Raw genomic sequence first — 11308 nt, 5'->3', positions numbered from 1 at the left:
GGGGCCGTTGACGCCGGAGCGGCGGGCGGAGATCCGGGCGGAGCAGCTGCGGGCCGCCGAGGAGCGCAACCGGGCACGGGAAGCGGCCGGGCTGGCACGCCTGGGCCGCCCGAGGAAGGCCGCCTGATGCGTCTCCCGAGCATCGAGAACCGGGAGCGGTTCCAGACCGACTACCGGCACGCCGTGCACCAGCTGGCGCTCGCGGACGAGACGGACGACGACCGCTGGAAGCGCCAGGCACGGGAACGGGTCGCGGATGCGGTCCGGGCGCTCCGCTCGATCGGCATCAACCCGATCCGGGCCCGGCGCCTGTAGGCCACCGCGGATCCTCCCCGGCCGCCAAGCCGCGTACGTCTTCGCCGGAGCCCGTACGTTTCCCAGTTCACGTACGGGCGGCGGCGGTCGGCCGGCGAACCCGGGCCGGGCGGAGGTCGCGGGCTGCCCGCGTGTCCCGTCACAGCTTCAGGACGACCGCGATGGCGACGAACGCGCCGACGGCCAGAGTCAGGACCGGGAGGGCTCCCGGGTGGCTGTCGGCGATGACGCAGAGCAGCGCGGTGACGACGAGCGCGAGGACGAACTGCTGGGTGCGGTCGGTAGGCACGGGGTGGGTCTCCTGTCGGTCGGGTACGGCCGCCAGTCGGCGGGCCTGGGGTTCACGGTGCGGAGTGCTCCGGGCGGCGCACGCACGTCCGCTGGCCGCAGGTTGGGCCTGTTGCGGGTTAGCTCCGCAACCGCCAGTTATGGACCACGTAAAAGGTTGGGGAGAGATGAATTCCGTCTGATAGCGGACTGGCCGCAGGTTGGGCTTGTCGCGGGTTAGCTCCGCAAGGTGTCCACCTACAAGCGGTCTGGGTCCGCTGTCAGGACGAACCCGTACCTTTCGTGACAGGAAGGAATTGGCCGCCGGGCTGGGCGGCGTTGGCCGCTACGGTCGTGCGTCATGGACATCGAGACACCGAGGAACGGCGACGGCGAACAGCTCTGCGCCTGGTGCGGGAAAGGCCCGGTCCCTCCGAGCCGGGGGACGAAGCCGCGGGCGTACTGCTCGCGTTCGTGCGTCGTCCGGGCACACGAGCGCCGGAAGCTGGACCGACTGCTGGAGGAGGCCCGGGAGGCGGTCCGCCAGGAGGAGGCGGAGCAGCGCCCGGCGAAGCTCCTGAACGCCTACCTCAAGGGACGCGCCGAGGAGGCCTCATTGGGCCCGGCAAAGTCACGTGACGTTCCTCGGAGGCCCGCTGCAAAGTCACGTGACGTTCCGGGGAGGGGGTCTGCAAAGTCACGTGACTTTGCCGAGAAACCCCAGGAAACCGGGGGTGTGACGCCTCCGCCCCCTCCGGCTCCTGTGTCGGGCGGTCTGCCCCCGGGCCCGTCTCTTCGGCAGCGCCGTCGACTGTTCCCGCCGCCGCCCGGCGTCGTCCGGGAGGATCCGCCGGCCAACTCGTAGCGGTCAGCCGGACGCTCGACCACGACGTCGCCCCGGTGAGCGGAGCGCCCACGACGGGCCCGGCCACGACGCGGCAGCAGCTGCTCCCCATCGGCCCCGGACGGGCCCCGGGGTCGCCTCACGCAGCCGCATCCGTGACGGCGGGGGAACGGCGCCCGGCCACCGTTCCGGGCCGCCTGACGGCCGCTCAGCGCCACGGAGCCCACTCCCCCTTCCCGCTGGCCCTGGTGGACGCGCGCAACGGCGAGAGCAGCAGTCGGCGGACGGCTGGCCATGTAAACCCCGGCGAGTTGCCGTCCAGAGCAGCACAAAGCCCCCGCCTGATCTCCCGGCGGGGGCTGCTCACGTCCTGGACGGCTTTCAGCTGATCGGCAGGTGAGTCCCGGGGGCGTAGATGTCCTCCCAGTAGCCGAGCGCCTGGTCATCGTCGTGAAAGGTCACGGTGGTCACGAGGACCGCCACGGCTGAGTGTGGCGCCGCGTCGATCTCCAAGGCGGTCAGTTCGTCCGTCGTGGCCTGCCGGGCGTAGGCGATGCGCTGGCCCGTGGTCACCTCCCGGCCGGTCCGCTCGGTGTACAGCTCCTTGAACTGCTTCACCATGCGGACGTCGTCGGCGAGTTCGGGCACGGCCGCCACGGTGTGGGGCGGGTAGATCGAGATCCCGATGGACTCCGGCTTGTCGTTCTTCCGGAAGACCCGGATGCGGATCACCGCTTCGTCGCCCGGCTCGATCTTCAGGGCCTCGCACACGGCGGAGTCGTAGACCGACCGGCGGAGCACCTGATGCCCGGAGGAGGTCTCCCCGGGGGCGTACCGCAGGCCGTTCCGCTCCATGCGGCTCAGCCGGTCAACTCCAGTGATCACGGTGGGGGTCTCCGCCACGACGGTCCCGAGCGCGCCCCGGGAGGTCACCAGGCCCTCGCTCTTGAGCACGGACAGGGCGCGGCTCACGGTCTTGGACGCGACCCCGAACTGCTCGCGGATCTCCGAGACCGACGGCAGCGCGTCGCCCGGGGCCAGCTCCCCGCTCTTGATCAGAGTGCGGAAGTGGGCCGCGACGTCCGCGTACCCCTTCCCCTCCGGCGCCCTGTACGGCATGAGATCTCCCTGTTTGTAGGACTGCGTCGGTACTCATCCGAAGGTACATCACGAACCCTCCGAAGGTACATCCTTGCTTGCCTGCGACGAGTGATCGATGTACCTTCGGAGTCAGGCAGGTACGTCAAGTACCTGCCGATCGGCAGATACGTACCTTCGGCAAGAGAGGTCCACCGTGGCGAACGTCCCGGGCCAGGGCGCGAACGGCTCCCAGGCGAAGAACGGCACCAGCAAGACCACCCAGTTCACCGGCTTCGCCCCCTCGTTCGGGGTGAACGTCAACGTCACCAAGAGCGGCGGATCCGGCGGCGGCCGGGGCCAGTCCGCAGCGGCCGGGCAAACGGCCGGCGGAAGCCATTTCGTGCTCGGGGAGCCGGAGTTCAACTCCGCCGAGGACGTCCGCAACTACTGCAACCACGTCCGGGCCCTGATGCTCCAGGTCTCCATCGAGCTGGCCATGGCCGCGAAGATCCTGGAAGCCAGGCTGGGCCAGGCGCAGCAGCTCCCCGGGGACAACCCGATCCAGGGCCGCCTGAGGGCCGCCAAGGTCAGCCGGAAGCTCAAGAAGGCCGCCGACGGCTCCGTGGCCTCCGCCAAGGGCGCCGTCGCCGCATACGGCGCCTTCACCCGCGAGTACGCCGACCTGATGCGGCCCCGGCCGCAGCGCCAGGCGTCCACCAACCCCTTCAAGTTCTGAGAGGCGGATCCATGACCAGCAAGGACGTAGCAGCGCAGCGCCAGGAAGACCGGCTGAACTCCGGGTCGTCCGCCTCCGGCATCGCGGCCTGGCTCACGCACCGGGCCAAGCCCTACACCCCGCCCTGGTTGGTGACCGGCGCCGTCGGCCTGGCCGGAGTCGGGGCGCACCACCAGTGGAACGACTCCCCGTGGGCCGGAGTTGGCCTCACGCTGGCCTCCGTGGGCCTCACGGCCGCCACCTGGTGGGCGGGGCGCTCGACCGGCCCCCAGCGCCGTCTCCACTCCGCGATCACCGTGGCCGCCGCCTCTGGCTGGGTCACCGCCGCCGCGCTCTCCGGGCCGACGGCCGCGCCTCTCTCCGACCTGTACCTGATGGGTGGCGCGGTGCTCTCCCTGTCCTGGAACATCCGCCAGGCCATGCGCAGCTCCGACCCGGAGACCACCGGCAGCGACTCCGACAAGGGGCTCCTGGAGAAGGTCGGGCTGGCCCGGACGAAGCTCCGCGACGTGAAGGTGGAGCCGAACCGGATCACGGTGCCGTACGAACTCCCGGCCGGGGAGCTGACGCACGACGACGCGACCAAGGCCATTCCGCGGATCGCCTCCGCCCTCGATGTGCCGCTCACCGCGATCCGCCACCAGGCCGACCCGGAGTCCGCGCGGAAGGGGACGTTCGTGATCGTGCCGGAGGACCAGCTGAAGACCCCGACGCTGTGGCCGGGCCCGTACGCCCCGGGCGAGTCGGTCGCCGTGCCGCTGCGCCTCGGTGTGTACGACGACGGCTCCGACCTCGTGATCCCGCTCCTGGACGCGATCCACATCCTGATCATGGGGATGACCGGCTCCGGCAAGACCGAGGGCGCCGTCGACTTCCTCTTCGAGCTGCTGACCCGCCGGGACGTCGTCATGTGGCTGGCGGACGCCGCCAAGGCTGGCCAGGACTTCCAGCCGCTCATCCCGGCACTCGACTGGGCGGCACTCGACACGCCCTCCGCCGCCGCCATGGTGACCGCCGTCCAGGCCGTCATCCCGGCGCGCACCGGCTGGCTCCGTGACCACGCGTACCGGTCCTGGGAGCCCGCAGCGGCCCGCGTCCAGTCCAGCGCCGCGCACTCCTGCGCCGCGTCCGGCGCCTGCGGCTGCGACGGAATGCCGTACCTCGTGGCCTGGTTCGAGGAGGCCGCGAAGCTGCTCCGGGAGCTGGGCGACGACGCGTTCACCGGCATCGCTCAGGAGGCTCGGTCCGCCGGAGTCTCCCTGGTGGTCTCGATGCAGCGCGCCTCCGGCTACCAGCTCTCGACCGACACCCGCGCGTCCCTCCCGGCCGCCCTCTGCTTCGGCGTCCGGGGCGACGACGCGTCGTTCGCTCTCCCGGAAGAGGTGCTGGACGCGGGGGCGAATCCCAGCGCGTGGGGCAACAAGCGCAAGGGCTACGTGTACGCCGTCAGCGCGGGCGTGGATGAGGACCTGTACGCGACTCCGGCCCGCACGTTCTGGACCGGCCCGTCCGGCGAGTACGAGAAGGCCGCCGCGTGGATCGTCCAGCGCTTCACCGGAGTTCGGGCCGGACTGGACGCCGTGACGGAGGCCGCCGCCGCCAAGGCCGCCGGGAGCCTCTTCACCGGCCGCCAGGACCGCGCAGCCTCCCCGGCCGCCGTGGCGGAGGGCCAGGCCCTGGAGCCCGCGCTCCTCGACCCGGAGGACGCCGACCTGGACGCCACGGCTGAACTCCCGGCCGTGGAGCACGACGTGCAGCTGCCGAACGACAAGCCGTCCCCGGAGGCGGCCCGGGAGCTGCTGGACGAACTGGTGGCGATGCTCGCCTCGGTCGGGCCCGGCACGGTCGCCGTGAAGCAGCTCGGGCCGTACCTGGAGCAGCTGGGCCGCGACCGGTCCTGGGTCTCCAAGCAGCTCAAGCAGCTGGCGGAGGCGGGCCGCCTGGCCGCGACCGGCGAAGAGGGCGTGTACCGGCTGCTCCCCGTCCTGGCCGGGGTCTGACGGACCCGCACACCGCACAGACGCACACCGCGTTTCCCCACGTGACACGGCGTGTGAAGAGGGCCGCACACCGGCCCGCACACCCCCGCACAGCACGACCCGCACACCAGACGACGACGGGCCGCCCCGCAGCAACGAGGACGGCCCGCCTGATGACCACGGAGGCAACCGTGACCACTGACCCGCAGTATCCCTTGACCGCCGAAGAGGCAGCGACCGAGGCCGCCCGGCTGATCCGCGCGGCGTACGAGCAGCCCGCCGGCCGTTTCCCCGCGACGTCGTTCCGCGACACGACACCGGTCCCCGCGATCGGCTCGACCCCGCCCGTTCCGCAGCCCGACTCCCGGATCGTCCCCGCGTGGGCGCTCGGTGTGGCCGTCGCCTCCGTCGGTGTCGGCGCGGGCGTGACCGGCGTCGGCTGCGGCGCCTGGCTCGTGCTCCAGGGGCTGTCGTCCGTGACGCTGCTCGGAGTCCTCGCGATCGTCGCGCCGTTCGCCGGAGTCGCCATGGTGGCCACGGCAGTTGGCTCGGTCATCTCCCGGGCCCGGCGCTCCGCGACCACGAACGTCTACCAGGGCACCGTGATCCAGAGCACGGAGATCACGTCGACCGCCAAGGGCCTGGGTGCCCGCTCGCAGGTCGGCGGTGAACTGTGAAGCGCCGCCACGTGGTCATCACCGGAGCGGTCATCGTGGCCGTGACCGCGTTCACCGCGTCCGCCGACACGCTGGCCTCCCTCGGTCAGGCGGTCGGCTGGAAGGGCCGCCTGTCGTGGTCACTTCCGGTCGCCGTGGACGTGCTCGCGTTGGTCGCGTTGGTCGCCTGGTTCACGCCCGGCGTCCGGAAACTCGGCCAGTGGATGACCGCCGGGTCGGTGGTCACCTCCGTGATCCTCAACGCGCTCGGTCACCTCGTTGAGACCGGTCACCTGACCGTGGGCTCAAAGATGGTCATCGCAGTCAGCGCCGTGCCGGTCATCTCCATGGCGCTGGCCGCTCACCTGGCCGTGGAGGTGACCAGGCCGGAGGAGGACGCCCCGGCGGTGACCACGGCGGATGACCGCCCCTCGTATGCCGTCCAGGAGGCTGCGCAGGAGGTGACCACCGAAGTGACCGCCCCCGTCCAGGAGGTGACCGCCCCGGATGACCACATGACCGCGCCCGTGCCGGTGCTGGCCGCCGCGAGTGACCGCCTGGTGGTCACGGAGAAGGTGACCGAGGAGCCGGTGACCGAGGTGACCGCGACCATCCGGAAGGCGGCCGAGGAGCTGACCGCCGGACAGGGCGGCCGGGTGACCATCGACCAGCTTCGCGGGCTCGGTCTGTCCCGCCGCACGGCAACGTCCCTCCGCCGCGAACTGGTCACCGAGGGGGCGCAGTCATGAGCTGCCGCAACTGCTCGCGCGTCGTCCGGGTCCTGGAGCGCTTCCCGGCCGGTGACCCGCGCGGTGACCTCAAGGCGTCCCGTGCCGCAGCTGAGGCCCGTCAGGAGACCGGCCAGGCCGTGCACGTCCACTACTCGCCCACCCAGGACGCGTACGTCGTCGTGATCGGAGAGCAGCGATGACCGCCATTCACGACACGGAGACGCACGTCCTGATCTCCCACGGGGCCGACTTCTTCGGGGAGGACCGGATCACGGTCAAAGCACTGGCAGGCATCGCGGCGCAGCGCCCGTATGGGCTGCTCTCGTGGCCGGACTGCAAGCCGCTCCTGGAGCTGCTGAACGACCCGGGCACCGAGCCCCGGACGTTCCCGCCGGAGGAGGCCGCAGGATTCGCCGGCCAACTGGCCGCGCTCGCGGGCTGCTCGCACCTGAAGGGAAAAGCCGCGGTGGCTGCTCGCCTCCTGGCGGACGCCGCCGGGCGGGCCTCCGAGGCCGGGGAGAGCTGGGAGTGGCAGATCGTCACGGCGTGACCGGACGACGCCCCGCCGGAGTTGATCTGGCGGGGCGTTCTTCGGTCCGTCAAACCCCACCAGACACAGAGGCCCTAGTACCTGACCCCGCATCACAGTGGTGCAGGATGGCCCCAAGCAAGACGAAAGGCCCGGAGCGGGAACTCCGAGCCTTTCCGAACCCTCGCTCGCTACCAGACTCACGAGGACGTTCGTTGTCGACTGTACCCAAGAACCGCGCCGGGCACTGCCCCGGGTGTGATCAGCCGCTCCACCAGCCCAAGAATGGCCGCCCCAAGGTCTACTGCTCCGACCCCTGCCGACAGCGCGTCAAGCGCTACCTGGCGGCCGTTGAGCGCAACAAGGCGGCAGGCAAGCGTCCGGGAGTTTCCGGTCGCCTTGGTACAACAACAACAGAGTTTCGCCCCCCCTCTGACCTGCGGGTTCCCGGGCCTCGGGCGACCGGAAACGACACGGAAGCGCTCCGCGAAGCGGACCGCGACCGGAAGGCCAAGGAGCGGAGGGCGCGCAGGTACGCCGACCGGCGCACGCTGTGGCAGATCACCTCCGACCGGGCTTGTGCCGGTTGCGGCCGGACGGTCATGGACCCGGACTCCGGGGTGATCCTGGCGCGGACGGCGGAGGGCAACGCGCTCGCGCTCGGTCTGCTGAAGTGCGGCCGTATCTGGCTGTGCCCGGTGTGCTCCGCGAAGATCCGCAACGGGCGGGCGGAGGAGGTCTCCAAGGCGGCCGTGGCGTGGATCGAGCAGGGCGGGACGGTGCTGTTCGCGACGTTCACCGCGCGACACGCCGCAGCGCACAAGCTGGCCGATCTGATGGACGCGATCCAGGGGACGCGGGCGGACGCCGCCAAGGGGCTCAAGAGGCAGCCTGGGGCCTACCAGAGGCTCATCACGGGGGCGGTCTGGGCCGGAGACAAGCGGAAGGCCTCGGAAGGCGCTCAGATCGGCATCAGGGGCCGCGCTGGGTTCATCGGGATGATCCGGGCGACTGAGATCACGCTGGGGGACGGGAACGGCTGGCACCCGCACATCCACGCGCTGCTGTTCGTCGGCGGCCGGACCGAGGGGGAGCGCGCCGACAAGCGGATCGTGGAGGTGTTCGAGCCGTCCGGCGCCTCCCTGGGGGAGCTGGAAGACCACTTCCGCGCGGTGTGGACGCGTCACCTTGCCAAGGTCGACCCGGCGTTCACGCCCTCCGACGAACACGGCGTCGTGTTCGAGGCGGTGGAGAAGTCGGCGGACGCCGTGGCGAAGTACCTGGCCAAGCTCCAGGAGGGGAAGGACCCCGGGGCGGAGCTGGCACGCGCCGACATGAAGACCGGCCGGGCGGGCAACATGACGCCCTTCGAGCTGCTGGGCCGGATCGGGGACCTGTTGGGCGGTGTGCCGGAGGACGACGCGGCCGGGCACGGCTCCCTGGACTGGGGCCTGTCGCGGTGGGCGGAGTACGAGACGGCGACGAAGGGCCGCCGGGCGATCGAGTGGACCCGGTACCTGCGGGTGTTGCTCGACATCGACGGCGACGACTCCGAGGACGCCGACCTGGACATCCTGTTCCAGCTCGACGCGGCGTCGCAGCTGGTCTCCGGCGCGGCCGTCGACACGAGGGCCTGGCACAAACTCACCGGCCGCGCGCTGGACCTGGCGGCGACGGAGGCCGTGGAGGCGGACGACATGGACCAGGTGGTGACGCTCGTCGTCGCGGCCGGGGCCAAGGCCGGGTCGGTCCGGGTCCTGTCGGGTGAGGAGATCCGGGAGGCGTGGGAGGGCACGTTGGCGAAGCTGGCGGAGCGGCGGGAAGCAGCTGCTGCACGCCGGGCGATCGAGCGGGCCTGAGTCCGGCCCGGGAGGTGTGAGGGTAGAGACCGCCGGCCGATTGCCCGGCGCTCTCCCCGGCCTCGGTCGTCGCGTACGTCATCGACTGCGGCCGTACGTCAACGACTTCACGTACTGGCTGCCTCGGAAATGTGGGTTGGCGTTACCTGAGGGTGTGCCGTTTCGGGGACGAGAATAGGCCCTGTCTTAGCGGCCATTTCCATTGTGCCGTTCCCTGGAATGTCTCGGGGAGGCAAAAAAGATCACGGTAAAGCAAAGCTTCGGTAGGCCATTTCCGAGCCTTTTCCCGGCCTTTCTCTGTAGTACGCCGTAGTGCAGACTGAATGCAAACGGCGAAAGGAAAAGAAATGCCGCTCGAAAAGCCCCGCAATTTCCGCATGGAACTCGACCTCTCGAACCTTCTCGACAAGCTGGCGGAGGTGAAGGGGATGAATGCCTCCCAGGTGGTGCGCCTCGCTCTCCGGCAGTACGCCATGCGGGAGATCGACCTCAGCAACGAGCGCAACGCGCAGGCCGTGGAGCTGAGCAACCCGGCCGCCTACCTGGGAACGGAGCCGGATCCGGCTGCGGTCAGCAACTCCGACATGGTCCAGGAGTGGAGCCGCGTCTACGACCGCCGCCAGGCATGAGAAAGCCCCGGGTGGACCTGTCATCACCCGGGGCTTTCCCGACCACAGCCGTGATCGACCTGAAGAAAGGATATCCCCCATGGTGCACCTCTCCAAGGAGCAAGTGGCGGAGGCTACAAAGCAACTGGCCACCATGACTGACGACGACTGGGAGCAGTGGGCGGAGACCGAGAGCGAGCCTTTACAGGCGCCCCGCAGCTCCTGGATTCCGCAGGATCTCACCGCCGTTCTCGACGGCACGGCGGAGCCGATTCTCCCCACGGTCGGGCACCGGGAGGACGGGCCGGGCCTGTTCTATCCGCGCCGCACGCATTGGGTCGCTGCGGAGTCGGAGTCGGGGAAGACGTGGTTCGCGCTGCTCGCCTGCCGTCAGGAGATCGAGCGCGGGAACCACGTGGTCTACGTCGACTTCGAGGACGATGCGGCCGGAGTCGTGAAGCGCCTCCTGACGCTCGGGGCGGACCCGGACGACGTCGCGGCCCGCTTCCTGTACCTCCGGCCGGAGACGCGCCCGACGGAGCTGGACCTCCTGGCGCTCGTGCAGCAGCTGCTGCTCGCGGAACCGACGCTCGCGGTCATCGACGGAGTCACGGAGGCCATGTCCGTGTTCGGGCTGGACCCGCTGAAGCTCGATGACATCCCCAAGTTCACGCGCTGGCTCATCACCCCGTTGGTCAAGGCCGGGGCTGCCGTCGTCGCCCTGGACCACGTCGTGAAGGCGGCCGACAACCGGGGCCGGTACGCGATCGGTTCGGCGCACAAGCTGAACGGTCTCAACGGCGCCATGTACGTCCTGGAGAAGGTCCAGGGCATCAAGATCGGGGAAACCGGGCGCACTCGCGTCCGGATCTCCAAGGACCGGCCCGCGCAGCTTCGTAGGCATGCCCTGCCGGGCCGGTCCGGGTCCATGGATTGGTTCGCCGATCTGGTGGTGGAGTCGCACGACGAACGGCACGCCACGGTGCGCCTGTTCCCGCCGACGGCTCCCAAGGACGAGGACCAGGCGGAGGCCGCCAAGGTGCAGCAGCTGCGGGCGGAGGTTCTGGAGGCGCTGGCAAAGGCCGGGCGTCCGCTCTCCACTCAGGAGGTGAAGGACCGGGTCCGGGGCCGTGCCGAGGACAAGATTCGGGCGCTCGCCGCTCTTGAGGACGAGGGCCTGGTCGACGTCGCCGACGGCCCGCGCCGGGCGAAGCTGTGGAGTTCGCCGGCCGACCGGTTGGCGTGACCCGTTCCCGTTCCCGACCCGTTCCCACCCGTTCCCGGAATCACCGTTCCCGTTCCCGTTCCCACCCCCCCTTAAGGGTGGGAACGGGAACACGGAACGACTCGACTGGAGAGAGGACTTGGTCATGACCACGAAAGAAGAACTTGAAGCGGAGTACGACGACGCCCGCACCGAGCTGGACCGCGCGAACCTGGAGCTGTTCATGGTGAAGCGGTGGGCCCGGCTCTCCGGGAGGACGCCGGACGCCGAGGACTTAGTGGACGTGCAGCGGCGGATACGGGTGGCCGGGCGCCAGGTGCTGGCGACGGAGAACGCCATGAAGGCGGCCGGGTGGGTTCCGTCGCGCGGACCGGCCAAGCCGAAGGGGCCGTTGACGCCGGAGCGGCGGGCGGAGATCCGGGCGGAGCAGCTGCGGGCCGCCGAGGAGCGCAACCGGGCACGGGAAGCGGCCGGGCTGG

At 70.5% G+C, this 11308-nt stretch carries 13 protein-coding genes; 11 read left to right on the top strand and 2 right to left on the bottom strand.

Annotated features, from left to right (window positions below):
* The first annotated feature begins 126 nt into the window (after positions 1 to 126).
* Positions 127 to 315 carry a hypothetical protein gene (locus ACFYW9_RS40970; RefSeq protein ID WP_389160213.1) on the top strand — a complete coding sequence of 63 codons (189 nt, stop codon included), beginning with the start codon at positions 127 to 129 and terminating at the stop codon, positions 313 to 315.
* Positions 316 to 454: 139 nt separating this feature from the next.
* On the opposite strand, the gene ACFYW9_RS40965 is transcribed toward ACFYW9_RS40970, so the two are convergent.
* A complete protein-coding gene (locus ACFYW9_RS40965) occupies positions 455 to 604 on the bottom strand; it encodes a hypothetical protein (protein WP_389160211.1) in 150 nt (49 codons plus the stop codon).
* A gap of 1203 nt (positions 605 to 1807) precedes the next feature.
* On the bottom strand, positions 1808 to 2545 hold the full coding sequence (locus ACFYW9_RS40960) for a GntR family transcriptional regulator (RefSeq protein ID WP_389160209.1): 738 nt from the start codon (positions 2543 to 2545) through the stop codon (positions 1808 to 1810).
* A gap of 175 nt (positions 2546 to 2720) precedes the next feature.
* Here ACFYW9_RS40960 and traA point away from each other — a divergent pair, with 175 nt between their 5' ends.
* From traA to ACFYW9_RS40910, 10 genes are all read left to right on the top strand, one after another.
* Complete coding sequence (gene traA / locus ACFYW9_RS40955) at positions 2721 to 3242, top strand: plasmid transfer protein TraA (RefSeq protein ID WP_389160207.1); 522 nt, start codon at positions 2721 to 2723, stop codon at positions 3240 to 3242.
* Between the two features lie 11 nt (positions 3243 to 3253).
* The gene (traB, locus tag ACFYW9_RS40950; protein WP_389160205.1) at positions 3254 to 5242 is read left to right on the top strand and encodes a plasmid transfer protein TraB; all 1989 of its coding nucleotides are present in this window, start codon (positions 3254 to 3256) and stop codon (positions 5240 to 5242) included.
* Between the two features lie 170 nt (positions 5243 to 5412).
* Positions 5413 to 5898, top strand: a complete 486-nt coding sequence (locus tag ACFYW9_RS40945; protein ID WP_389160203.1) for a hypothetical protein — start codon at positions 5413 to 5415, stop codon at positions 5896 to 5898.
* Entirely contained in the window at positions 5895 to 6626 is a 732-nt protein-coding gene (locus tag ACFYW9_RS40940) for a DUF2637 domain-containing protein (protein ID WP_389160201.1), read from the top strand. The genes ACFYW9_RS40945 and ACFYW9_RS40940 overlap by 4 nt, the downstream gene beginning before the upstream one ends.
* Complete coding sequence (locus ACFYW9_RS40935; RefSeq protein WP_389160199.1) at positions 6623 to 6808, top strand: hypothetical protein; 186 nt, start codon at positions 6623 to 6625, stop codon at positions 6806 to 6808. Before ACFYW9_RS40940 ends, ACFYW9_RS40935 begins: the two co-directional genes overlap by 4 nt.
* Positions 6805 to 7158: a hypothetical protein gene (locus ACFYW9_RS40930; RefSeq protein WP_389160198.1), complete on the top strand. Its 354-nt coding sequence runs from the start codon at positions 6805 to 6807 to the stop codon at positions 7156 to 7158. Before ACFYW9_RS40935 ends, ACFYW9_RS40930 begins: the two co-directional genes overlap by 4 nt.
* A 581-nt stretch (positions 7159 to 7739) precedes the next feature.
* Entirely contained in the window at positions 7740 to 8996 is a 1257-nt protein-coding gene (locus ACFYW9_RS40925) for a hypothetical protein (protein ID WP_389160196.1), read from the top strand.
* Positions 8997 to 9343: 347 nt separating this feature from the next.
* A complete protein-coding gene (locus tag ACFYW9_RS40920) occupies positions 9344 to 9625 on the top strand; it encodes a hypothetical protein (protein ID WP_389160194.1) in 282 nt (93 codons plus the stop codon).
* 133 nt (positions 9626 to 9758) lie between these two features.
* Positions 9759 to 10850, top strand: coding sequence for an AAA family ATPase (locus tag ACFYW9_RS40915; RefSeq protein ID WP_389160193.1), 1092 nt, complete (start codon positions 9759 to 9761; stop codon positions 10848 to 10850).
* 124 nt (positions 10851 to 10974) lie between these two features.
* Positions 10975 to 11308: hypothetical protein (locus tag ACFYW9_RS40910; RefSeq protein ID WP_389160191.1), on the top strand; the 334-nt coding region annotated here is incomplete at its 3' end.

This window comes from Streptomyces sp. NPDC002698 (assembly GCF_042888945.1).
GTDB lineage: Bacteria > Actinomycetota > Actinomycetes > Streptomycetales > Streptomycetaceae > Streptomyces.
This window is presented reverse-complemented; position numbering and strand designations above follow the sequence as displayed.